The sequence below is a fragment of the Dyadobacter sp. BE31 genome, from assembly GCF_031457695.1.
Taxonomy (GTDB): Bacteria; Bacteroidota; Bacteroidia; order Cytophagales; family Spirosomataceae; genus Dyadobacter.
The window spans coordinates 515079-539694 of sequence record NZ_JAVDXA010000005.1; the positions used below are offsets into that span (position 1 = coordinate 515079).

Annotated in this window: 22 protein-coding genes and 1 tRNA gene; 4 read left to right on the top strand and 19 right to left on the bottom strand. The window is 45.9% G+C overall.

The window, feature by feature from the left end; translation table 11 throughout:
- Nucleotides 1–13: 13 nt before the first annotated feature.
- The 4 genes from J2Y43_RS25465 to tgt form a co-directional block, all read right to left on the bottom strand.
- A complete protein-coding gene (locus J2Y43_RS25465; RefSeq protein WP_309988001.1) occupies nucleotides 14–2272 on the bottom strand; it encodes a Wzz/FepE/Etk N-terminal domain-containing protein in 2259 nt (752 codons plus the stop codon).
- A gap of 150 nt (nucleotides 2273–2422) precedes the next feature.
- Nucleotides 2423–3529 (bottom strand): UDP-galactopyranose mutase, encoded by a 1107-nt coding sequence (gene glf, locus J2Y43_RS25470; protein ID WP_309987999.1) that lies wholly within the window; start codon nucleotides 3527–3529, stop codon nucleotides 2423–2425.
- A gap of 110 nt (nucleotides 3530–3639) precedes the next feature.
- Nucleotides 3640–5097 carry an OmpA family protein gene (locus J2Y43_RS25475; protein ID WP_309987997.1) on the bottom strand — a complete coding sequence of 486 codons (1458 nt, stop codon included), beginning with the start codon at nucleotides 5095–5097 and terminating at the stop codon, nucleotides 3640–3642.
- 227 nt (nucleotides 5098–5324) lie between these two features.
- A complete protein-coding gene (tgt, locus tag J2Y43_RS25480) occupies nucleotides 5325–6458 on the bottom strand; it encodes a tRNA guanosine(34) transglycosylase Tgt (protein WP_309987995.1) in 1134 nt (377 codons plus the stop codon).
- Nucleotides 6459–6569: 111 nt separating this feature from the next.
- Here tgt and J2Y43_RS25485 point away from each other — a divergent pair, with 111 nt between their 5' ends.
- The 4 genes from J2Y43_RS25485 to J2Y43_RS25500 all read left to right on the top strand — a co-directional run bounded on the left by J2Y43_RS25485 (nucleotide 6570) and on the right by J2Y43_RS25500 (nucleotide 8779).
- Complete coding sequence (locus J2Y43_RS25485) at nucleotides 6570–7700, top strand: glycosyltransferase (RefSeq protein WP_309987993.1); 1131 nt, start codon at nucleotides 6570–6572, stop codon at nucleotides 7698–7700.
- The gene (gene rsmG, locus J2Y43_RS25490; protein ID WP_309987991.1) at nucleotides 7691–8311 is read left to right on the top strand and encodes a 16S rRNA (guanine(527)-N(7))-methyltransferase RsmG; all 621 of its coding nucleotides are present in this window, start codon (nucleotides 7691–7693) and stop codon (nucleotides 8309–8311) included. Before J2Y43_RS25485 ends, rsmG begins: the two co-directional genes overlap by 10 nt.
- 27 nt (nucleotides 8312–8338) lie before the next feature.
- Nucleotides 8339–8620 carry a hypothetical protein gene (locus J2Y43_RS25495; protein ID WP_223410766.1) on the top strand — a complete coding sequence of 94 codons (282 nt, stop codon included), beginning with the start codon at nucleotides 8339–8341 and terminating at the stop codon, nucleotides 8618–8620.
- Nucleotides 8621–8705: 85 nt separating this feature from the next.
- Nucleotides 8706–8779, top strand: a tRNA-Asn gene (locus J2Y43_RS25500).
- A gap of 109 nt (nucleotides 8780–8888) precedes the next feature.
- Here J2Y43_RS25500 and J2Y43_RS25505 read toward each other — a convergent pair.
- The 15 genes from J2Y43_RS25505 to J2Y43_RS25575 form a co-directional block, all read right to left on the bottom strand.
- On the bottom strand, nucleotides 8889–9785 hold the full coding sequence (locus J2Y43_RS25505; protein ID WP_309988951.1) for a transposase: 897 nt from the start codon (nucleotides 9783–9785) through the stop codon (nucleotides 8889–8891).
- An 82-nt stretch (nucleotides 9786–9867) separates the two neighbouring features.
- Nucleotides 9868–10227: a transposase gene (locus tag J2Y43_RS25510; RefSeq protein ID WP_309987989.1), complete on the bottom strand. Its 360-nt coding sequence runs from the start codon at nucleotides 10225–10227 to the stop codon at nucleotides 9868–9870.
- A gap of 354 nt (nucleotides 10228–10581) precedes the next feature.
- Nucleotides 10582–11001, bottom strand: coding sequence for a very short patch repair endonuclease (locus J2Y43_RS25515; protein ID WP_309987987.1), 420 nt, complete (start codon nucleotides 10999–11001; stop codon nucleotides 10582–10584).
- Between the two features lie 42 nt (nucleotides 11002–11043).
- A complete protein-coding gene (locus J2Y43_RS25520) occupies nucleotides 11044–12039 on the bottom strand; it encodes a BsuBI/PstI family type II restriction endonuclease (protein ID WP_309987986.1) in 996 nt (331 codons plus the stop codon).
- The gene (locus tag J2Y43_RS25525; RefSeq protein WP_309987984.1) at nucleotides 12040–13056 is read right to left on the bottom strand and encodes a DNA cytosine methyltransferase; all 1017 of its coding nucleotides are present in this window, start codon (nucleotides 13054–13056) and stop codon (nucleotides 12040–12042) included.
- A gap of 358 nt (nucleotides 13057–13414) precedes the next feature.
- Nucleotides 13415–14443, bottom strand: a complete 1029-nt coding sequence (locus J2Y43_RS25530) for a DNA cytosine methyltransferase (RefSeq protein ID WP_309987982.1) — start codon at nucleotides 14441–14443, stop codon at nucleotides 13415–13417.
- A gap of 6 nt (nucleotides 14444–14449) precedes the next feature.
- Nucleotides 14450–16378 carry an ATP-binding protein gene (locus tag J2Y43_RS25535; RefSeq protein WP_309987980.1) on the bottom strand — a complete coding sequence of 643 codons (1929 nt, stop codon included), beginning with the start codon at nucleotides 16376–16378 and terminating at the stop codon, nucleotides 14450–14452.
- Between the two features lie 430 nt (nucleotides 16379–16808).
- Nucleotides 16809–17213 carry a helix-turn-helix transcriptional regulator gene (locus J2Y43_RS25540; RefSeq protein WP_309987979.1) on the bottom strand — a complete coding sequence of 135 codons (405 nt, stop codon included), beginning with the start codon at nucleotides 17211–17213 and terminating at the stop codon, nucleotides 16809–16811.
- 406 nt (nucleotides 17214–17619) lie between these two features.
- Nucleotides 17620–18612 (bottom strand): DUF5712 family protein, encoded by a 993-nt coding sequence (locus J2Y43_RS25545; RefSeq protein WP_309987978.1) that lies wholly within the window; start codon nucleotides 18610–18612, stop codon nucleotides 17620–17622.
- Between the two features lie 11 nt (nucleotides 18613–18623).
- Nucleotides 18624–19175 (bottom strand): BfmA/BtgA family mobilization protein, encoded by a 552-nt coding sequence (locus J2Y43_RS25550; RefSeq protein ID WP_309987977.1) that lies wholly within the window; start codon nucleotides 19173–19175, stop codon nucleotides 18624–18626.
- A 286-nt stretch (nucleotides 19176–19461) separates the two neighbouring features.
- Nucleotides 19462–20388, bottom strand: a complete 927-nt coding sequence (locus J2Y43_RS25555; RefSeq protein WP_309987975.1) for a toprim domain-containing protein — start codon at nucleotides 20386–20388, stop codon at nucleotides 19462–19464.
- 269 nt (nucleotides 20389–20657) lie between these two features.
- Nucleotides 20658–21887: a DUF5906 domain-containing protein gene (locus J2Y43_RS25560; protein WP_309987973.1), complete on the bottom strand. Its 1230-nt coding sequence runs from the start codon at nucleotides 21885–21887 to the stop codon at nucleotides 20658–20660.
- A 12-nt stretch (nucleotides 21888–21899) separates the two neighbouring features.
- Nucleotides 21900–22229, bottom strand: coding sequence for a helix-turn-helix domain-containing protein (locus J2Y43_RS25565; protein WP_309987972.1), 330 nt, complete (start codon nucleotides 22227–22229; stop codon nucleotides 21900–21902).
- A gap of 129 nt (nucleotides 22230–22358) precedes the next feature.
- The gene (locus tag J2Y43_RS25570; protein ID WP_309987971.1) at nucleotides 22359–23372 is read right to left on the bottom strand and encodes a hypothetical protein; all 1014 of its coding nucleotides are present in this window, start codon (nucleotides 23370–23372) and stop codon (nucleotides 22359–22361) included.
- 2 nt (nucleotides 23373–23374) lie between these two features.
- A complete protein-coding gene (locus J2Y43_RS25575) occupies nucleotides 23375–24496 on the bottom strand; it encodes a site-specific integrase (protein WP_309987969.1) in 1122 nt (373 codons plus the stop codon).
- Nucleotides 24497–24616 lie beyond the last annotated feature (120 nt).

Below are 24616 nucleotides of genomic sequence, written 5' to 3' on the forward strand. Positions count from 1 at the left end.
GATTAGATGGATATTAATAGTAGTTGTATTGGTACCGGTGCAAGCCGCGGGTCCCGTTGAGGACGACGTGCAAATCAGGCAGATGTGACTGATTGCGGGCCTTTTGTATCTCGGCAAGTTGGTGAATGAATGTGAAATTTTGCCGGACGATGTACAATGTCATGTCGGCATGAGCGCCGAGGAGACGTGCGTCGGCTACCAGGCCAACGGGTGGACTATCGAGCAGTACATAATCGTAGCGGGTTTTAAGGCCTGAAATAAGGTCGGCGACTTTGGCGGACAGTATTATTTCACCTGTTCCGGGGTGTTGTAGCCCGGCTGCGAGGAAGTCAAAAGGTGATCCGGCGGCGTTTCGTTGAATCAGCGGTTCGTTTCCGGATGTAATGCATTCTGTTACTCCTTCCGGTCGCAGGTTTAGCAAGTTAGCCAGGGACGGTTTTCTTAAATCGAAATCGATGAGGAGGACTTTCTTACATGCGAGCGCAAGTGAATCCGCGAGGTGCATGGCTACGAACGATTTCCCTTCGTTGGCCATTGCGGAGGTAAGTAATAGCACCGTACATTGTCTTGCGCCTGTTATAAACTGAATATTCGTACGCAACGAACGGAACTGCTCCCTGACAAGGCTGCGATTATCCGCCATTTTCAACAAAGCGGCGCGGCTTTGCTGGCTGATCTCTCCGACGATCACCACATCGCAGTGTCGCAGAATATCTTCTTTCGAAGTGATTTTATTGTTGAAGATCTGCCCGGTATACAACACCCCGACTGGCGCCAGAATGCCCGTGAAAACTGCTATCAGGATGGTCAGTTGCCGGTTGGGATATGCGGGAAGCCGGCCGGCCTTTGGCGGGTCGATTACCCTTGCGTTGGCAATGTTTGCAGAGCGGGAGATCGCGGTTTCCATGCGTTTTTTGAGCAAAAACAAATACAGTTCTTGCTGGATACCCTGCTCGCGCGACTGTGAGAGAAACGCCCGCTGATGTCCGGGCAGCTGCGCTATTTCGGCCTCGGATTCTTGGGCATGTCGGTGGATGGCGGCGAGGCTCAGTTTGAGTTCCCGCATTTGATGTTGAACCGCATCGAACAGGTTATTTCTCAGAGCCCCTATTTGTTTTTCGAGCGACCTCAATTGAGGGTGATCCGGTGCCATTGTCGCGAGCGCTGCGATCCTCGTGAGCTGCATTTCGTTGTATTTTCCTGCTAATGCCTCAAAACTGCCCTCCTGTGGATACAATGAGGAGGGAATGGCGGTAGCGGGCCTTTCGCGCAGATGTGCTTCGAGTAGTTGTACGATTTTCAGGCGGATAGCTAACTCTTTTTCTTCCATCGCATTGCTCGCTGACCTTTGAAGCGCCTGGCGGCTGTCTTCCGTCATATCAATGACCCTGTGGCGTTTGCGGAAGTGTTCGATGTTTGTTTCAACCTGCGCCAGTTCGTGTGAAATGCGTGTCAGGTTGGTATTAATGAACGCAATGGTGTTGTCGGCCACTTTGTTCTTCTCGCCGATACTCGCCTTTTGATACCGCGCAAGGAGTTGCCTCAAAATAGCCTCGCCTTTCATGGGCAAAACGTCCTGTACCGACAGATTCACCAGACTGGCTGTTTTGTTGGGCGCCTGGACGCTCAAAACGCGCGAATAATGGTCGAGTACCGGTTCTGTTTCCGATATTTTGAAGGAATATTGATACTCGGAAGCAGGTTTGAAACGCGTGGTATCAATGATCGCCGTCCCGTGTGGAAGTTTCAAGCCCTGACCAAAATGACCTTTGTAAATACCGTCTGGTGTTTGAAGCGTAAATGTGCCGCCGGGTTGCCGGCTGAGGTGATAGGTTACTGGTTTTGCAGGACGAGTTTTGATAAACCTGATTCTGTAAGGTGTTTTCTCGTACAATTCGGTCGTTTTGAGATGACCGGAGGCGAAGTATTGAATTGTTAAATGCAGGTCGGCGATGACCTGGCTCAGCAGGGTCCGGCTTTTGAGTATTTCAATTTCGTTTTCCACACTACTGGTAGCGTCGGGTAGCCCGAGCTCTTCCAATAGGGCCGTTTCATGAAAGTCACTGCCTCGCGAGTCGTCCTGAACCAGCAGGGAGGCTGTAATGGTATAATGCGGCGTTTTATACCGCAGGAAAGTGAATCCAACCAACACCGAGAGCGCCGGTGAAATAAGAAACCAGTACCAACGGAACCGGATCGCTTTCCAAAGCGGGTGCTCCGACCAGTCTTGAAATGCTGCGAAATCTGCAATCTGAATTTTGTGTGCCAACATTGCCTGCACGGTTTAGGTGATAGCATTTAGACGTTGGCTTGTAATTTTGGTAACGCGACTTCTACAAAAGTTTTTTTCAGAATTTCGCCGAAAAAAAGAAAAACCCTGTTCTAATGGCTTGAAACAGGGTTTTCTAGCAAAAAAATATTTTTAGGAATCGAAATGTACTTTCACTTTTTTAAGTGCTGATGCCACTACCTGGTGCATGTCGTAGTACCGGTATTCAGCGAGCCTTCCGCCAAAAATAACGTTAGGCTCTTCGGTTGCCAGGGCTTTGTATTGATTAAATACCGCCGTGTTTTTGTCGTCGTTCACCGGGTAATAGGGTTCGGCGCCTTTCACCCATTCTTGCGGATACTCATGGGTGATCACGGTTTTGGACTGCGTGCCGAATTCAAAGTGCTTATGCTCTATAATGCGGGTAAAAGGCGTTTCGCCATCCGTGTAGTTTACCACCGCATTTCCCTGGTAATTGTCTTGATCCAGCAGCTGATTTTCAAAGCGCAGGCTGCGGTATTCGAGCTGGCCGAAGCGGAAATCGAAATACTCGTCGATAGGACCGGTGTAAACGATCGTTTCTGCCAGGGCCGCCAATGCTTCCCTTTCTTTGAAGAAATCCACACCCAGACGAACATCTACGCCTTTCAACAGTCCTTCGGTAAGCTTATTGTAGCCTCCAATAGGAATGCCCTGGTAGCGGTCGTTGAAGTAGTTATTGTCGAACGTGAACCGTACGGGAAGTCGCTTGATAATGAACGCGGGCAGCTCGGTGGCTTTCCTTCCCCATTGTTTCTCTGTATAAGCCTTGATCAGCTTTTCGTAGATGTCGGTACCAACTAATGAGATCGCTTGTTCTTCCAGGTTTTGCGGGTCCTTAATACCTGCTTCTTCCACCTGCTGACGGATTTTTTCCTTAGCTTCCTCAGGCGTACGTACTTTCCACAGCTGGTAGAAAGTGTTCATGTTAAAGGGAAGATTGTAGAGCTCACCGTTGAAATTGGCTACTGGTGAATTGGTGTAACGGTTGAATTCCACGAAGGAGTTCACGTAATCCCAGATGTCCTTGTCGTTGGTGTGAAATATATGGGCGCCGTATTTATGGACATTAATGCCCTCGACATTCTCGCAATATACGTTACCGCCGATATGGTCGCGGCGATCGATTACCAGACATTTCTTGCCGCGTTTGGTTGCCTCATGGGCAAATACCGATCCCCACAAACCTGCTCCTACTACCAGATAATCATATTGTTTCATTAATTCCTGTTGCGTTGTTATGATGTGGCTAATTGATTTGGCGTGTGAATATATTAAAAAGAGAAAGGCTCCCGACGGGAGCCTTTCTCTTTAAGTCGTTTCTTCAACTATTAGGGAAGAAGTTTCAATTCTACGCGACGGTTTTTCTGCAAACCTGCACGGGTTGCGCTGTCGGCGATAGGTTTGAATGATCCGAAGTAGTCTACGATCACTTTGCTTGGGTCTTGCAGACCAGCTTCGTTGATCAGGAAGTTTTTCACTGCATCTACGCGGCGTTTTGAAAGCGCGACGTTGTAACGGTCAGATGCACGACGGTCGGTGTGACCAGCCAGTTGCAAGCGGCATCCGTTTTTGTTCATCAGTGCTGCTACGTTTTTCAGCAATTCCTGGAATTCAGGTTTCAATACGTTTTTGTCGGTATCGAATGTTACGTTAGCAAAGATCTCGGAGCAAGCTGCACCTGTTGCCAATGCGTTTTTCACGTAAGAATCGAAGTCGAGCACGCGACCAGCACCGTCAACAATGCTTCCTGCCGGTGAGTTAGGCTCTTTATCGAAGAAGTCGGATACACCGTCACCATCGGTATCAAGCAACAAACGTGGGTCGATATCTTTTGGACGGTTTGCTTTTGCAACGGAGTCCATTTCTTCGAGTGTAAGGATTTTCGGAGGCTTAACCAGTACACGTGGGTCTGTGTAACGCAGGTGGTAGTAACCGCCTTCTTCTGGTTTGTAATCCCATTTGCCATCCACTTTCTGAACTTTCAAAGGCTTTTTGCCCAATTTGTAAGTTACCTGGATTGCACCGTATCCGTAGCTGTCAAGCTCAGAGTTTCCTTTGTGGGAAGTTTTTACCTGATCTTTAATCTCAACCTTGTTTTGAGTTCTGTCGTAGTCGCCGCCGTAAGTAGCGTCGAGGTAGTCAGAGTTAGTGTGAGTCAAACGGAAGTCAAGACCGATGTCGATTCTTGGAGTCACTTCGTAATTGATGTTCAAGCCGGTTGGAACGATCCAGTCGTTCATTTTGCCTGTTTTACGAAGTTCTACACCACCCGCCAGGTCGTATGCGGTAGCATCGTAAAAAACCTGACCGATACCTGCATACGCATCGATTTTCCAGCGCTTCATTTTGTTAGGGCCCATCAAAAGTCCTTTCAGGTTAACAGTTCCTGAAAGCGATACATCGAAGTAGCTTCCTTCAAAATAGCGGTTATAATTACGACGTTTCATACCTCTCAGGTTACCCAGAGACGCGTCCAGACGAGCGCCGAAAAGGTATGAAAGTTGTTTGTTCAAAGTGAGGCCTCCTTGAAAAGTTCCGGATTCCTTGTGGCTGTCAGAGTTGGTTTTGGTAACAGGCCAGAAGTCATACTCTCTTAAGTCACCAAAAAACAGCGTTGGGCCAAAGTGTGCGGAAATTGACCAGGTGTTCAATTTGTAAGGGCCATCGTACGTCGCTTTTGGATTGTAATCCGGAGAATTCGGTTGCACCAGCGGCTGTGCGAATGAAGGCAGCGCCATCATTGCTCCCAAGGCAAACGAACCAATCAACTGGGATACTTTTTTCATACTATTCAAGTTAGCGTTATTAAGATTAACTAGGATTGATCTATATCCAATTTTATGAGTAAAGTTATATATTGTTTTCACGGCTAATCGCAACATTAACCAAATGCCTAGTGCGCACAAAAATAGGTTATCAATATCACTTAATCAACCGCAAGTTGATACAAATGGAAAAGTTTCCTGATATTTAATTCAAATTTTACCCGAAAGAAACCTCCTTTTTTGAACTTTCAAAGCCGTTGATTCAATTTTTTTTCCATTTCCCGCTTCCAGGAAGCGAAAGTTCCGTCGATAATTTTCTCTCTCGCACTGTTAACCAGCCACAAATAGAATGTCAGGTTATGGATGCTCGCAATCTGCGCTCCGAGCATCTCACCGGATTTTACAAGATGCCTCAGATAGGCCTTACTGTAAAATGTACTAACGTGCCCTCCTAGGCCGACGTCGATCGGTGACAAATCATCCTTCCACTTTTCGTTGCGGATGTTAATAATGCCTTCTGTTGTAAAAATCATGCCATTGCGTGCATTCCGGGTTGGCATTACGCAATCGAACATGTCTACCCCCAGTGAAATGCATTCCAGGATGTTCGCGGGCGTGCCTACACCCATGAGGTAGCGCGGTTTATCCTTGGGCAGAATATCGCAAACCACCTCGGTGAGTTCGTACATGATCTCTGCCGGCTCGCCTACCGAAAGGCCGCCGATCGCATTGCCCTCGCGGCCCGTGGACGCAATAAATTCAGCAGATTGCTTTCTGAGATCTTTATATACACTTCCCTGTACGATCGGGAATAACGTCTGGCTGTGGCCATAGCGCGGTTCGGTACTATCGAACCGGTTGCAGCAGCGCGTAAGCCAGCGATGCGTCATCTCCATGGACTTACGTGCGTACGTGAAATCGCATGGGTAAGGCGTGCATTCGTCGAATGCCATGATGATGTCCGCGCCGATCGTACGCTGGATATCCATCACGTTTTCGGGCGTGAAGGTGTGTACGCCACCGTCAATGTGTGACTTAAATACCACACCTTCTTCATTTATTTTACGGCCGGTTCCTGCAAGCGAATACACCTGATAACCGCCGCTGTCGGTCAATATCGGCCTGTCCCAGCCGTTGAATGCATGCAGCCCGCCGGCCTTTTCAAGAATATCGAGCCCTGGACGGAGATATAGGTGATAGGTGTTTCCTAATATGATTTGTGCCTTTACATCTTCCTTTAATTCACGCTGATGAACCGCTTTTACAGTCCCCGCAGTGCCCACAGGCATGAAGATGGGCGTCTGGATCACCCCATGATCCGTCTCGACCAATCCGGCCCTCGCTTTCGAATGGGGATCCTCAACTTGTAATGTAAACTTCATTAAAAGGTTTTAAATTGCTGGTGTGCAAAAATAGGGGTAACGCCTCGAAGATTCCTGTCAATGACAGTATATTTGCATGAATATGGTAAAATTTTACATCTCTCTTCTGTTGTGGCCGATTCTTTACTCTATGCGCTGGGAGCGTTCGTAGCTGTTCAGTTATTCTATTATCTCTTCTTTTTTACACGGCTGGCATTTTACGGAAAGGGCGCTAATTATGGTAATGCCATGCCCGGAGTAACCGTCTTGGTGTGTGCCTGGAATGAAAAAGAGAACCTGACGGAGCTCATTCCGCTGCTGGATGCACAGGAGTATCCCGAATACGAGGTAATCCTGCTCGACGACCGCTCCGACGACGGCAGCGAGGAGTTTATCCGTGAGCATATCAATGGCTGGAAAAATATTCGTTACATCCGCATCAACGACCAGTTCGACCATGTCACGCCTAAGAAGTATGCATTGACCGTCGGAATGAAGCAGGCCAAATACCCGATCGCCCTCATGACCGACGCCGATTGCCGTCCTGCGTCCAGCCACTGGATCACCGCTATGACCTCTCGGGTAACCGAGGATAAGAATATTGTGTTAGGTTTTTCGCCCTATTTTAAGCAAAAGGGTTTCCTCAACTGGTTTATTCGCTGTGAAACCTTCTATGCGGCCGTTCAATACCTGTCTTTCACGCTGGCCGGAATGACTTACATGGGGGTTGGACGTAACATATTATATAAGCGTTCCGTATTTTTTGCCAACAAGGGCTTTTATACGCACAAGCACGTATTCGGCGGCGACGACGATATTTTCCTGAATGAAGTAGCTACGAGCTCGAATACCACCATTTCCATCGAAGAAGATTCTTTCGTTTACTCGCTTCCCAAAACCAACTGGAAAGATTGGTTCAGGCAGAAACGCCGACATATTTCCGTAAGCCGGTATTATAAGCCCCGGAACAAGATCTTGCTCGGGATGCTTTCGGGCGCGCACATTGCTACCTGGCTCCTTGGTTTGCTGACACTCGCCTGGGGGCTGATCACGAAAGACATGCTGTTGCTGCAATACCTCGGTATCGTTTTTGGAGTAAGATGGGCCATCCAATGGTTCCTGCTGATCATTATTAATGTAAAGCTGGATAAAACCGTGGAGTGGTTCAGCTTTTTACTGATGGACTTTGCACTTTTTGTTTATTACCTCGTTTTCGGGTTTTTGACCATGACGAGCAGAAAACCCCGTAAATCATGGAATTGATTGATAAATACTTCCCGAACCTCACCGCCGACCAGCGCGACAAGTTCGGGCAAATGAGTGAATTGTACGAGTACTGGAACGCGCGTGTGAATGTGATTTCGCGGCAGGATATCGATACATTATATGAGCGCCACGTACTGCATTCGCTGGGCATTGCCAAAGTTCAGGAGTTTCGTCCCGGTACGGCTATTCTCGATGTGGGTACAGGCGGCGGCTTCCCCGGCGTTCCACTGGCTATTATGTTCCCCGAGGCGCAGTTTCACCTCGTCGACAGCATTGGTAAGAAGATCCGCGTTGTGCAGGAAGTCGTCAACGCATTGAAGCTGGACAACGTACGCGCTGAGCAGGTGCGCGCCGAGAAGCTCGACGATAGTTACGAATTCGTAGTAAGCCGCGCCGTGACGCGCATGGCACCGTTTGTCGGCTGGGTGAAAAAAAACATTAGCCGCAACTCCTTCCACGACCGCAGGAACGGAATTTTATACCTCAAAGGTGGCGACCTAACCGAAGAACTCTCTGAGATCAAAGAAAAGCCGCAGGTTTACGAGCTTTCCGACTTTTTCGGGGAAGAATTCTTTGAAACTAAGAAAGTCGTATACGTACCTTTGTAAGCATTCATTTAATAACCTATTCAAAATATGAACGAGCGATTCAGCGCCAGCGGGCTCATGAACCCATTTTTCCCGGACGAAATCACTTTCGGGGAAAAAGGGGTAACCTTCAAAGTCAGGAAACTTTTCAGAAGCAACGATAATTTCGTGTTTTACTCGGACATCTCCGGCGTAGAGATCGACAGCGGGATGTTTTTTTCAACCATTCGGATCATCCCACGCATGCGCCCCGAAATAATTATCAATAATTTTACGAAGGGAGATGCCAAGAAAGTCAAGGAGTTAATCCTCGCAAAAGTGCAAGCGTAATATTTTTTTAATGCCGATACTTGCGCCGTATAACTTGAATTACTAGATTTGCACCACAATTCGAGTACAACAACCGGATAATGATTCCCGAATAGCTCAGCCGGTTAGAGCATCTGACTGTTAATCAGAGGGTCGCTGGTTCGAGCCCAGCTTCGGGAGCCTCGAAATCAAGCACTTGCGAGATAAAACTTGTAAGTGCTTTTTTTATTTGCAAACATTTTGCAAACATTTTGAGATCAATGGATCAAGCAGAATTCTTGGGGGGAAGTCAAGCATAGAGTCTGGTAAGCCTGAATAGGAAGAATGGTATATCCCTCACACCTCTGGATGATGACCTAAAAGCCTTGATCTTCGCATTGAAAGACTCGGCCGAGGCATTGGTACTTCTGTTATTGAAGAAATTAAGGATGTCCAGATAATGTGTTTGAATAGATCTGGCAACGGTTTTAAAGGAATCTAAGCCGCAATCTTCCACTACATTATACCATAGCGCCAGTCTTTTAAACGCCTGCTCTTTCGACTTGCAAACCCGAAAAACGGTTCCTAAGCCTGTTGCGAGCTTGTAGGCCTGCTCGATAAGCGGGTAACGCTCAAAAAGCAGCCTCGAACGGTGAACCTGCGAGGCAGTCCATTTGTCATGATGCTTGAAAAGTAAGTACCTGCTTCTGACTAGTAGTTGTTTTAGTGTATCGCCATTAGAAAGAATCTCGGGCTGATATGCCAAACCGGATTGTCTGGCCTCTTCAATAGCTTGATTTTCTTGATCCAGTGCCCGCCAACGATGTTGTATCCTAATTTCCTGGACGGCATCAAAGGCCAATTTCTGAACATGGAAACGGTCGATAACTTTTGATGCCTTTGGAAAACACCGGCTTACGATAAGTCCCATGCTAGCGGCCATATCCAGCGTAACTTCTCGAACCTTACCACGAATGCGCTTGGGAATTTTCCTCAAAACTTCGATGACCGAGCTGGCTTGCGTGCCTTTTACCATGGCTACCAATGACCCATTACGCCCTTTGGCTCCCTTATTGGTCACAATCGTGTACAGCTCGCCATTGGAGAGCGAGGTTTCATCGATGCTTAGGTACGGCCCAACATTTTGCGGATATAAAAGCCAGTCTGCTGCATGCTCACGTTGGTCCCAGTCCTTGTAATCGCTGATATGATTTTTATACTGTTCTTGGAGCTGTTTGCCGTCTAAATGAAAGTATTTCCCTAATTGAGAGCAACTGACTGAATTATTATCAATACAAGTCTTTTAAAAAATCAGCGAACTCCTTGGTCATCCGAGTCCCCTGTTGCACTACATTCCAATCTCTACTGATAATCTCGCCTGTGTCCTTGACTTCCCATCGACGTCGCTTGATACATAGCGTAACTTTCTGATTGCGAATTGGAAAATCCTGAATGTATATCTCAGGCAGAAAGCCTTTTGATTCTAACTTTTGGTCTTTGTATTCGGAAGGAGGAAGGTTTTTCTCTTCCAGATAGATGTGCAGGCCGGTGAGGCCTTCAACGATTTTGGAAAGTTCGAAGTAATCGAGGATACCCTCGGGTAAAAGGAAGCGGACTAGGGCTAAATAGGACTCTTGCAATGCATTCAATGTTGATTCATCGCAAAACAACTACTTTTTTCTCCGCCCCCCAAGTTTTCGGACTGATCCAGATCAATCTCAAAAATCTTCGGCTCGTTAGACTTTATAGATTGCAATAAAATCAACCGACGGCACTCTGGAAGATGTTATTCGTTATGTTTTGAGGTACTGCCACGTAGTCGGAGCGAGCATTGAAGTTCTTTGCGGGAAAGGGGTTTGAGTACCTATATACTTTGTTATCGTGCGACATTTAGCGTATGAGGGCTCGTGTCTGATGCAATCAAATTTGGTTCGCCTCTTGTTGTTTTGTCATGCCATGGGATGTTGCTCACAAGTCCATATTAGGCGGGTGATAGTGTATTGTTAAGGTGTATTCATTTCCCTTAACAGGTTGTTCAAAAAGATATCCCGATGCTGTATCCTCAATTGGCATTCCCAGATAGTAAGAACCTTCCAACCCGCTTGTTCTAGGGCTGACTGATTTACAGAGTCCCTTGTTATGTTGCTCTCAATCTTGGAAGTCCACCATTCACTTCGAGTCTTAGGGATGGAGAAATACTTACATAATTTATGTCCATGCCAGAAACAGCCATTTACAAAGATGACAGTCTTTAATTTTGGAAAGACTAAGTCGGGTTTGCCAGGAAGGCGTTTGTCATGAAGAATGTACCTCAAACCGTTTGCGAACATGAATTTTCTAACGAGCATCTCCGGTTTCGTATTTTTCCCACGAACCCTACTCATATTAAAGCTTCGAATCTCACGTGAATGGATGTCGGTCATATTCCCTATGATGAATATTCATGAAAATAATATAGTGAAAGATTATGATGAATAAGGACCAAGAAACTTATCACCATTAAAATGTATGAGGTGATCAGGATTATCGGCAATCCAAACTTCCGTTTCCCAAGCGATTTCGGACGCCCATTTTTTAAATTCCGGTCTGTTAAGGAATGAAGTGATATATATGATTTCAGCGGTGCATTTTTCGGTTAGGGCCAAGAGTTCCAGCCGTCTAGTTTCATTTATCGGTCCGCTGCTATGAACCGCCTCAATAAGATATAGCCAGTTACGCTCTTGGGAATATGCAATTACGTCGGGTAATTCATCGTGATTTAATTCGAAGAAATTGAGAGATTTCAACGTCTTGTCGTCAACATGGAGAAGCTTTTTCGCGGTATCACCGACATACAGCACTTTAGCGCCAAAACCGTAGCGAGGTAAGAGCTCCTCAATAATCAATTTCTGTAGTAAATTATGCGAGCCTGCGCTCAAATTCAACTTTTTGCCCTCTGACAGCGTCACCGGTACAACTTCTAAATTTCGCTTTCTTGCAAGAAGTTCTTGCATTGTCGGCTTACCGGTTAAGAACTGTTGAAGCGCGGTGGCCCAGTTGGCTGTTCCAAACGTTCTTATAAGCTCTGTAAATGATGGCGAAATCGCATATGCCCTAGTAGGGTCATTGGTAGCCGCGTTTGCTTTTTCTGCACTGTTTATTACTAGACCTGCGAGAACAAGCAGCCTTAGATCCTTCCTTCGCACATCATCATAAGATCCTGAAGAAATATTTTCTTCAAAATGAGTATTTACATATCTAATGATATCGCGAGTCTTTAGGTAACGCTTTTCAACAAACCCTTGCGCTTGTTGAGGAGAACTTGTGATACCTGCAACTGCTAAAAATGCCATCGCAGATTTTTCGACGGCTCTTTCAGTCTTGTCATCAAAAGGGATGCCTACAGCCGCCAAGATTTCGATGGCTTGGTTGATGATATCTACAACTGGTTTGGATTTACGGCTTTTTGTTAGTTGACGCATTTAAAATATCGATAGTTGCTCGGGTTTCTTTCTGGGCCTTCTAGGCGCAACGATTTGTTTTGGGTCGAACTTAACCAAATATTCGTTCAGAGACAACGCCAGTTGGTATCCTAATAACGGAGGAACAGCATTGCCGATTTGGTAAAATTGGCTTGTTTCCGTCCCTGAAAAAGAAAACCAGTCTGGGAAGCTTTGAAGCCGGGCCGCTTCTTGTACGCTCAGCCGGCGGCGTCTACCATCTTTTAACTTAACACGTTGCATATCGCCTGTAGCGCCTGCTAAATTTCGGCATGTCAACGTTCTGGCAGGTTTGGATAAATGCAGGTCTCTGGGATTGATACATTTTGAAGCCTTTTCATAGTTAGCAATATACCGATCCATAGACGCATTCAATATTTTCGATTCATCCTCTATGGAATCGATCAAATCGCTGATCGCATCTTTAACCGTCACTGTAATGCCACTGGGTTTTGGAAAGTTGTAACCTCCAAAGTGCCCAACCACAAAGAGCCTTTCCCGATTTTGCGGTACTCCGAAATGTACCGCATTAAGTAGTTTAAAATCAACGGTATATCCAATCGACTGCAACTCTTCAATGACTTCATCAAAATACCACTTATTTGAATAAAGCATTCCTCGTACGTTCTCAAAAAGCCATGCTTTGGGCATTAGCATCCTTATGGCATGAATAAAGGCGGGAAACCCATCTCTGTCATCTTCGATACCTCTTTGATTGCCGCCAACGCTGAACGGCTGACAAGGTGGGCCTCCAATAACAATGTCGAATTTTTCTGAAAATTTTGTGTCCTTGGTTAATTTCTCCGTGAAACAATTTCCCCGCAAATTGGTGCTGTAGGTTTCAGCGGCGTATTTCTCTATTTCATATCCAACTGTTTGAAAGCCAGCAGATTCGAAGCCTAATGAAAGCCCTCCACATCCGGCAAATAAGTCAAGCGCTGTCCAAGAAGTACTGCTGGATGGTCGCAATGTAGAATTTATTTTATCAATAAAGCTCATAAGTTGGCTGGGGGTTGGTAGCGTGATACACCCACGCGCAATTTAAATTTAAGAACGTACTCCGTGCGAATAAAAATTCCGCGGCTTGAACACAAATTATAACCGTGGTAAGAATTGAACTCAAATAATCAATGTCATATGTTGAAAGTGCTAAGCCACTAATGTTGAAAAAATAGTAGATGGTTGAAATCGGGTGATTAACTTTTTGAACCCGAATCTGTTGAGCGTGATGGAATTGAAGGACTCCCTGACGTCGCGGAACATGTATAGGCAACGAGTTTTACCCTCATAACAATGCCGGTAACGGCTAAATGATTAGGAAGTATACCAGCCCAACACAGGTTGCCCCAACAATGGATTATCGGTCGAGATATTGCTTGATATGTTTCCGAATGTTTATCGCTTGGATTTTTGAAAAGGTCGGAGGGAGCGCATTCCCAATCATGAGAGCTATTTTTTCAACGGGCGCGTTAGTAGGGAATTGGTAATTTTTTGGAAACGACTGTAACAAGGCTGCTTCTCGCGCAGAGATACATCTGTCCTGTTCAGGATGCAGGAATCGTCCCTTAGACGGATTTAAACAGCCACCAGTTATGGTCGTTGAGTAATCATCCCACCTAAGTCGTCCATAAACATCGTTGAAGCCAATGTTTTCCTTTTGGTGACACCGTAACTGTTTATCAAAGCCTAGATCTTTTCGGCTTCCACCATTTTTAGGGATGGAAGATATCAAGTCACTTATTTTTTGTGTGTGGGTGGGATAGATTCTATGAAGTGCGTCATCGCTGTCTTCCGGCAGCTCCATGTCGCCAATCGTAGATTTAACTGTCGCTCTTTCGTTAGTAGGTGGAGCAACTTGAATTTTACCAAGCCTTGAACCAACGAGGACCAGTCGCTTGCGACTTTGCGGCACTCCGTAATCTTTGACGTTAATCACCTGAAAATCGACCCAGTAACCTAAAACGGATTCTAGAAAGTGCTTTGCCTCGTGGAATGACGAATGAAGAGCAAGTCCAGGAACGTTCTCCATCATAAACGTATATGGTCTGAGACCTTCGACGAACCTGACATATTCGTTTATTAAAGTGTTTCTCTCATCCTCGACCGGTTGCGGTTTGTTTAGTCTTCTTATCGAGCTAAAGCCTTGACAAGGAGGGCAACCAGCCAACAAGTGAATGGTTTTTCCCTTGAGTTTGCGTTTTATCTGATCAATCGAAATATTTCGTATATCGTCATTTATTACCTCGGTTTTCTTATGATTTAATGTATAGGCTGCTGCTGCAAGCTTATCTAGCTCGAAGGCAATTTTTGTTGAAAATTTGGCTTGATGAAGTCCCTCAGTCAGTCCTCCAACTCCTGAGAATAAGTCAATTGAAATCAGTTTCATAGTTATTTAAAAAGTCACCATACCTTTTAATCGCGGATCTTCGGGAGCCTTACTTTTAAGAAGTTCATAATATTCTCCATAGTTAGCCTTCACCGTCGTAAAAAGGCCATTCCACGTTATTGACTCTAGATTGCCTCTTAATGCTATTTTGGTATCGCTTAAAGAGGCATCTTTGCTTGGCTCATCGGCAATTAGCAATCCGAAAACATTTTTGTTACTAAATTCTGGACGAGAGGAGTTCTCCGTTATCGCAGTTCTTATCTTCGTTACGTACCTATTTAATCTCATGACATGGTCGTAGTCTTCAGGGATTCCTGGTCTCATTAATTCCAAAATAACTATTAGCCAGTCATTTTTGATGCAAAGCAAGTCGAACCTTCTGCCATCACGTCTATTGGCTTCTCCATATTCTTGATTGGTCCCTATGATGATATCTTCAATCCATTTGTCGAGCCCCTTTTCGTGATGGAAGTCCGCGGGCAGCAATTGTTCATAGCGATGTCCAAGTAGCCAAGGATAATTTTTGATGAAGGATTGCATATCCTCTTTGCCAGCAGCAGATTTTTCAGGCGTTCGGTTCTTAATGTGTATTTGAAACTGATCAATTATCTGAATCCTACCGTAAATTACTTCCGCAGTGGCAACGGCACTGATGATATCCCACTCTTTTATGGCTTCATATAATTCGGGCAGTGCTTCGTCGCTAGCCGCATTAATCCGTCGTATGACCTTTTTCACGCTTTCCCTTTCAACGCCTGAAACCATGGAATTTGCTATCACTTTGAAATCTTCCTCGGTAATTCGTTCAATTCCAGCGATTTTTGTAAGCGCAGATGTCAAGTCTTGCTTCTCCTGAATTGTAGAAAGCCTATCGATTCTTTGAAAAAAGTCACCGAGGTTGTGTTGAAATCGATCAACATTTTTCTGCTCATGTTTTTTCTTCCAATCAGCGCACAAGCTCTTGATTTTATTTTTTCCCCATTCCTCGAGAGCTGGCGCTTTGCCAAATTGCCAGTTTACTGTTTGACGGTCTGTCGCGATGTAATCAGTTTCCTGGTCAAGTAAGTCCGCTTTTATTTGGCCCATTAAATACTCGAGAGCTACTTGGCCATTTATCCCTCCCGAAAGATTGAAGAAGAATGGCGTAAATTGGGCAACTCGTTCTCTGGCAAAAATTGAAATACCTCTTAATTCTGAATCCTTGATAGTTTCTCGTTGAAATCCAAACCAGCATTGGATTTTTCCGAACCCTTCTACTTCAATTTCCTCCCAGCCGCTTTGTGGATACCGATATTCAAGATTGATATTTTCCTTCGAAATCTCAGTTCCATTTACAAAGATTTGCATCTGTTCGGAGCCTAGTGCGAATCTTCGAGCCATGCTTTGGCTGAAAGCTTCTGGATTTATATTTCGGGTTAATTTTAGGCCTTTAAAAGTGATCTTGACGCCACTTGGCTCGGTACTGTCCTCGTCGCGAAGTGTAGGGATTACGTAGTCGGTGGTTGTTGTCTGTTGCCTCAACTCGGTGTAACTCAGCCTCAACTCCACTAACCTGCCATCTTTAATCGAGGTAACAATAATATCCTCAGCGATGCCAAATCCCGCAAGTTTTCCTATACCTTTCCGTCCCATCACAAGTCTACCTCCAGGAGTTCTATCGCCTCTTTGGCGCCGTTCGTATCCGACGTGTAGATAGAAGTTGTTCAGTTCTTCGAAAGTCATACCTGAGCCAAAATCCCTGACTACTATTTCAGCATGTTCATCAGTTATGTTAGCTGGAATACTTATTTCGACTTTTTGCGCGTCGGCATCCCACGCATTTGCAACCAGCTCTGCTACCGAGGGAACGGCTCCTCCATACATCTGCTGACCTAAAAGATCGATTAGTCGTCCGGCAAACCTGATTTTGAGTTGTTTAGAGTTGTCGTGCTCCATTAGGTTAAAGAGGGTTTATATAATTAAGTAGTCACTGCCTAGGTGTGCAAATATAGTTTAACATTATTTTCTCGCGAATTCCGTTGCTTCAGTTAAGTAAAACAAAGGAGCATGTTGTTGTAAAACAGAGCTAGATTATTAACTACTTGAGTATGTTGCCTACTCATAATCAATGTCTTGTACGAAGAGAGCACTGATCCTAATTTTAGTAAATTTATTCGGCTTATGAGGATAATCGCCCATAGGCCCGTACTCATTCGGAAGGGACTCAGGTTTTTAAGTAACTATATGTTACCGTGAGAATACCAAAACTTGTGCGGGGTTTTGATGAGGATTTGCAATACAGCAACGCGGCTCACAAGAAAGACGCTTTATGTACTTACATATTAAAGATAGATCGGATTGCGCCAGTTATACAGTAGTAACGATATTAGCCCTTCGTGTCTTTCAGAAGTTCTATCTTTTCTCGTTCGCTCAGCAACAGACGTTCATAAAGCTTCTTGTTGTCTTCGAATGCCTCTATGAGCTTGTCCAGCGGGTTGAATTGGCAATTATAGAGGCCGCTGTAGTTGCCGCTGGCTCCTTCATAGTTGTTCTGAATATAATTGAACACAGCTTCTTCATTAAAGTTTTTAATGCCCTCCGCAGGAACTCCCAGAATCTTGCTGATCTGTTCCAACAGTTCAGCATCGATCGTTTCGCTCTGCTCGATTTTCGATACAGTTTGCTGGCTCACCCTCAGTTCGTGGGCTACAAACTCCTGCTTTAGTCCCCGCAGTTCGCGAATCCGGCTGATCTTGTGACCAATATGACTGGTTTTTGTTGCTGTGCTCATGGTTACAAATAAAAGAAATATCCCTGCCAACGTCAATAATTAGTGTAAAGTGTTTTATCAGCATCCGCAGGTAAAATACAAATGGTTTTGATAACGGTATGTGGTACCTGCCCCACTTCCTCAAACACCCTAAAAGCACATGATGAAAAAAGTGTCGTAAAGAGATGCGAAAAAGTCCGAATTCGCTCCAGAAGGATGTATAAGGGTCGAAAAGCGCTCCAAAGAGCCAAAAAAGTAATCCAGAAAAATCTTTTAGAAGTAAGATTGAGTCAGAAACGGTCAGGAAAGATCCTACATATTGTTTCTTGAGAGTAGTCTGTGGAAATTGTGAATTCATTGTTATCAGAACCACGCCTGTTTTCCCCTGGATCTGCAATGCGATAGCTATCAGGGCCACGAAAGAATATTAGTCATAGCGTACGAGAGGCAGATTTCGGCGCGAAATCTGCTGCCCTTTCGATTTTTTCCTTTCTTTTTTTCTTAGGTGAGCTGGAACAAGGTCAGTACCGGCTGAATAGGACGGTTCCAGCAATATTTTCAAAAAATCCGCGGTTGATTTGCCTGTATCGGCCAGCATATCGGCCGTGTTAGCAAACAAGCGTTGAGAAACACCCTGTGCCAGCTCGTTGGCCACTGACTTGCTCTGGTAATTACGTGAAGCAGCTTTGGTTAGAACGCTTAACTGTTCCCGTTGCACCAATTTGCCGTTTTTCTGGATATTAGCGTAAGCAAGCGTCTCTTTAAGCTGCCTGTCAAACCCGAACTTGCGATCAAAAAGGCTCTCTCCGCTTTGCTTGAAAGCGACCCTGTCAAATTGGCCCATCTTTTTGGAATGCTCCACGTTCTTTCCCCGCGAGGTATTCATAGGGCTAAGCTTGGTTTTATTCGTGACATCTTTCCTGCTGACAATGACCTGCACATGCAACTGCTCGCCCTCCTTGCGTTCCCCCCGGATTCTGATCCCTTGTTTGACCTCGGGATCATTATAGCCATAGTAACGGTAGTTTTCGAGTTTGGCAAACCACACCAAGTCTCGATGACTGTCGATACCATCGCGATTAAAATTCCGGGCATAGGCATCCATCACACTGGCAGCAAATTCTTTCATTTGTTCTTTCGCACCATCCTCGCCATATTGCTTTTTCAGGAACGCGATCTCTTTCTGGCTAGGACTGATATTGACCAAAAAGAATTTGGCATCACCCCGGCCTAGCTTGGCGATATTGTTGTCGATCTTGCTGACGACCTCATAAGGGCGAATCCCGGTTCGCTGCCCATTAAACCAGTGCTCTATTTTTTGCTTTTGGTCAAGCCGGTTCTCTTTTTCCAGGTAATGAACGAGCCCGCCACTGCTGCCCTTGTTGTTGGCTTCCTTGTTGTCAGTGATATTGATAAACATGGCCTGTTAATTTACAGTAAATTGACCTGCCTTTTGGTAGCAGCGATCAACTCATCTTTCTCCCTGGCCGGTGTCATCATGCCAAACGAGTCCCTGGATTTGATATAGCTGTCCAGGATATATAGGAACTGCGCTTTCAAGAGCTCCTTGCTCCGTTGGGTTTTTCTGATCATTTCCATCAGCGCATCGGTTTCCCTGAACTTGCGCACTAGGTCGTTCTGGCCGTCGAGAAGGTCCGCGTTAGCTTTGACCACCTGGGTGTTAAAGCGCTGGACAATTTCGTCCTGCGATTCAGCTACCCGCTCCATTTCAGTCTTGATCGGGATGAGCAGTATCTCTTCCTGCTTGCGGATAAAGCCAATGTAATCCTTGTGGCTTTTCATCAAGGCATTCTTCAAAAGCTCGTCATTCAAATCCGAGGGGTCTTTCTTGCTTTTATAGAAATAGTCCACCATCTGGATGAAGACTTGCCGCTTTGTCCGCCCCAGTTTAAGGGCGATCTTTTCGAACTTCTCGTCGACAGTGGCAGGGTACCTGACCGATTTTACATTGATATCTTCCATTATGTTGGCTTTGTTTGATGGTAATAGGCCAGACAGGCCTAAATGCCTTAATTTGTGTATCGAGAATACCCTATGGTATCCTGTTTTCTTTTCTTTCACCCGCGAAAGCACAGCGGTGTATCCCCGGAGGATACGCAAAACCCCATTTGCAGCGCAAATGGCAAGCAAAGTAGGGCTCTGCCCAACTTCCGCTTGCTCCTTTTCTTTGGCAAGAAAAGGACACGGTTGGCAGCTATCGCCGCCAGTTGATCTGTGGACGGTTTTAGGGAACCGCTGAAAATAAAACTCACATGCGCAGTCCCCGCGATCTTTTGAGCCCTTGCTGTTTGACCTGCTCTTCACGCTGTTTGCTTGCGACCAGCATCTGGTTCAGGTCCTTGTAATTTTGATAAATCCCGGAAGCGTCGACACAGTTGATCTGGGCATGCTCGAACTTTTCCAGCAACCTGTTTCCGGCAGCATCGTGGTCTGGGTAAACGAAAACCGTGCGGTAATTTCTGAGGATATCCAGGCTTCGCTCTGCCATATTCACCGAGTTCAAAACGACAAAGTCGCTGCGCACTGGCTCTGGTTTTCGCAGTGAGAGAAGGGAGAGAAAATCGGTGAAGCCCTCCAATACACAGACCGATTTGTGGCCGCGCTCGATATGGGTGATGTCCTTGGGTGAAGAACTGCCTTTGAAGTACTCGCTTCTGAGCTCATAGCCGCCCGACCGGTTTTCAAAACCAGCGGCGAAATAGTTTCTATCACCCACTTGATAATAAACTTCCCGACAATAGGGCCTCGCAATATCCAGATCGATTCTGCGCGATACCAAGTAACGGGTAATCGCAGGATTGTTGCCTAAGTCCTTTGTACCGGTGATCTGGATAGGGGATTGATCAGGTGCTTGTGTAACGTTCCGGTGTATATGCAAACCGGTCTCTTTGACATGCTGCGGTTGAAAAGAAAAAAAATCGGAGCCCAGTTTTTCCAGGAGCTCTTTGGTATCACACCGGAACAGTTGCCTGCCCAAATCGATAACATCCCCTCCCTGGCCGCTTCCGTGGTCGTAATACAGATTCAGCTTGCCGTTGACCTTGAACGAAGGTGTCTTCTCATCCCGGAATGGGGAGAGGTACCAATGGTCTTGTCCCCTCACATACCGGGGGTGAATATGGCAGTGTTTCAAGAGTTCCACAATAGGGATCTCTCTGGCTTGCTCGCAAGTCATGATCAATGGTTTTTGGTGAATGAAGACCGGGAATTCCGGCGCTTGATTTTTTACGGGGTGAGGTACCCCTGATTTTTGATGAAATGATGAAAATTAGGTTTAACGTTCTGTTTATTAGTTAGTTGTATTTCATCAAAACTTCATCAGTTTCATCAGATTTTTGCTCTTTCAACAGCACACCTTCATCATTTTTTTATTTTGATGAAGCTTTGATGAAAGTTTGATGAAGTATATTTGCTTAATAATCAATATTTTACCTTCTATTTTCATCAAATCATCATTTTTTCGAGTTGCTGCTGACTGATTTGATAGTAGCGGCCGCGATGCTGGCTTTCAAAAACACTGCTATCCGAAAGCAGTGTGTACCGGGTGTATGCATTGGAATTGGGACTGGGTTTAAGCCCCCATTCTGTTTGCAGTACACGTTTGATCTGCGCAGAATCTATGCCGCGCAAGCCGCGCATGGAAAGCCAGTTCAACGCATCGCCGGTGCAGAAGCAGAGCTGGGAAAGCTCTTTGGCATCCATCACATGCTGAATGGACTCCATCAGTTCGAGCTCGACCCTGCTTCGGTTCCGTTTGATCAGCCTGAGCAGCGCAGGGGTTTGGATTTGCCGGGTGTCAAACCACATCCTGGATTGGTTGGTGGTCGAAAGTGGGCGGTTGATCAGAAAATCCAGAAACGCCGGGATCTGTGATTTCAATTCCGCCAGCAGCCCGATGTTCTCTTTTGCAAAAGGCTCGATTTTCCTGACCCAGTACCGGGTTTCGCCCGGCTCGATGAAAACGAAGCCGTCTTCATTATTGGAACACAGGATGAACTTGCCGAAGAACTCAACCTCGTTGCGGTCCTTGCCTTTCGCCTCGGATTTATATTTAAGGGCCGTGCTCAGGTTCTTAATCCTTTCGCTGTCTTGTTTTCGTTCCAGGAACGTTTCGTCGATCGCGATGAGCAGCGCCGACACCCAGTCATCGTTGAAGTTGGAACCGAACTCCTCGTTGGTGTTGACAGTCATGTTCCGGCCAAAGATCGATTTGAGAAAATTCAGAAAGGTGGTCTTGCCCGTGCTCCGTTCCCTGCTGACCAGACAAAGGATAGGTAATTTTTGAAGCGGCTTTTTCAGCAGCAGCGTCAGATAGTCCAGGCCCAATTCATATTGATCGCCAAATATGTGACGGACGAATTCCAGGCAGGTTTCGCAGCTTCCGGCATTTGCCTGGTGCTCAAACGGGTGGTAGAGGTTATAGAACTTGCCGATCACCTGTTTGAAACCGAAATGGTCAGGGAACAGGCAAAAACCATGAAGTTTCGGGATCCCGGAAACAAAATCCCTCCCATAATCTGCTTTGATGCATTCAACCGACCAGAGAGCCAGTTTGCTTTCGAATGAACCATCCAGGTTCGGACGGTCTACCAATTTGTAATAGCTGGTCGCGATCCGGACGTATCCGGTCCTGGATATCGCTGCCGCAATATCCTGCTCGTTCTTGGCTTTCATCTTGACCCTGGTTTAGCTGTTGGAACGGAGCCATTCGATCAGTTCCTTACGGAAGAAAATATTACGGCTGCCGCTTTTGTGAAAAGGGATCTTACCCTGCGAACAGTAATTGTACAGGGTTTGCTTTGACTTTTTCACCAGCAAGGCCGCTTCCTCGATTTCCATGGGATGGTCGGCGTTGTCGTTAATTTTTCGGGTGATGACCCGCTCTACTACTGTTTCGATCAGCGGCTCAGAAACGTTAAGCAATGCCTTTTCGACAAGCCTTTGGACAAGGCCGTCAAAGGTGGCCTCTTCCGTGTTGTATGGCTTTGGGCCAATGTTTGGATGTGAAGTTCTCATAGTGCCAATTGTTGGTAACGGTTGAAAAACAATGGCAAATAAAAACTGGGGGAAAGCCAAATTTGGTCATCTGACATGACCAAGAAACAGACTTTGGTAAGCAGATGTAAATAATTTGGAGTACAGGCGTTAGATATTAATCCGCGAAGCCTCAACTGATGCGGTCACCTCATTATAAAAATCCCAGGCGACATCGTTCCGATTTTTCTTTTCCAGCTGGACCATAAAGTCTGTGATGGCCAGGCCAGAAAGCTGGTTCCTGCCAAATTCGACAGAGAAGCTGGCTGCATAAATATCGACCCGTTCCAGTTGTGTACATTCAAAAAAGCTGCTGTCGATTACTTTGTGGTGTTGCAAGATATAGGGCAAAGCCAGGATGTGCGTAAGCTTGTGGAACGTGTTTTTCCTTGGAATGAAATGATATGAGCTACTCAGGATCCCACGCTGGTAAAGTTGCTCTTTGAATTTCTCTACATTAAGGTCTTTCAAGTAATCGTAAATATCTCCAAGAGGCTTTTTGCGAGGGCCTCGGGGCACCAGGTGTTCAACGGTTGTCGGCTGGCCCTGGGACTCCGCTGATTTATAGGAGGCAAGATCAATAGCCCTTTGCCAGAATTGAAGCCCCATTCTGGGATATTTACTGTATCCGTCTATGGGGTGAAATTTACTTTCCAGCACGCGCAGCTGAACAAGATAATGGCGGGCTTGCTCGCCTTCGAGCTTGGTCAAAGCACGTTGGCAGGATTCAATCCAGTAATCGAAAAGGCAGACATTTGAATGCAGCCACGGCTTGCCGTAAATGACATAGTATAAAACTTCCCGAAGCTCTGTACGATCAAAATCCGGGTCATACTTGCCAAAGAAAGTGATGCCGGATATCCGCTCGGAAAATACAGCTAACGCTATTTGTTGAGAATCGGTATGCTCAGCGAGTAGCCGCGAGCGGAAGCTTACGATAGATGACCACTCGGCTAAAAGCAGGCCAAGTTCTTTGATAACGAGCTCGAGGTCTAGCCCCCACCATTCCAGGGTCGTACATTCACTATTCGCAAATTCGGCAATGCTTAGATCATCGCGGTCGAAGAACCGAAAGAAGCCGTATTTTTCCAGCAACACCAGACGCTTGGGATTAATAGTGTTCATTGCTAGAAATTTAAAAGACGACTGGTGATTTTCTTTAAGCGCTCGTCCTCAATGCTGCCCACATATCCTTCGGTGGTAGTGATACTTTTGTGGCCGGTCATCGATTTGACCTCCATCAAAGTGCCACCTTCCGAAATAAGTTTGGTCACAAAGCTGTGGCGCGCGACGTAGGTGGTGATTTGCTTGTCGATTTCGAGTTTCTCGCCGATCCGGCGCATGTACTTGTTGATTTGCTTGACGAATTGAGTAATTATTTTTTTAGCCCTTGCCGCGCTCGTCACATCATTTAACACAGGAAAGATATAGTTGTCTGGATCCGGATAATTGCCCCATTTTTCAATGATTTCTTTGAGCACAGGATTGAGGTGAACTTCAATCAGGGTGCTTTCCCGATTGGTCCTTTTGGTCTTTTCACGGAGAAACACAATCCGGTCTGACCTCAGGTCTTTGTACTTGAGCCTGACCATATCCGTAGGGTTCATTCCATTGGCCAAATACATAAAGAGCCAGAATGAAAGATACTTTTCTTCCTGTTCGTCCGGGTGGTAGCTGATCAGTTTTTTAAGGTCTTCGTTCGAGAGGGCACGTTTGGAGTTTTTCTTGGTAGGGATAATGTATTTTCTTGGCCCAAACGGGTATTCATCCATTTTCTGCTTGTTGTTATCCAGTATCGAGTTCATAACCGCACGTAGGTTTCTCAGGTAGAAACCTACGGTAGTTAGCGAATTTCCGTTTTCGAGCATCCACCTTTCGTAGGATTGCAGGAATTTTATGGTGATGCTTTCCAGGGGAAGCTTACTTTTGGGGTAGAAGTTTTGAAGGCTTTTTAGCGCACATTGGTAGGTTATCGCAGTCCCGATCCGTTCCTCTGCTTCAAGGGATGCTATTTTGGCCAGAAAGGCTGAGTAAATGCCATCCACGCTAGCCTGCCCACCGGATCGTTTCTCCTCGTAAAGGTCAAAGTTAAAAACCTTCATCTGGCTAATGACCTGCTGGGCTTTGACCAGATGCACCTCGAGCTTCTTGTTGACCTGGGAAAGCTGCGCATATTCCTTGGTGCCGATGTACTTGTTGGCGCGAAGCAGCTCACAATCCCGCTGGCGGACAAATTCCTGTTCGGTCATGTCATATCCGGTGGGATAGTATTTTGATTGACGTTTAAAAGTGATCCTTAGCTTGATAGGATATACGTCATCTTTTTTTGCATACCTTTTATCCAGGATGAGCGACAATTTCGGTGTTAC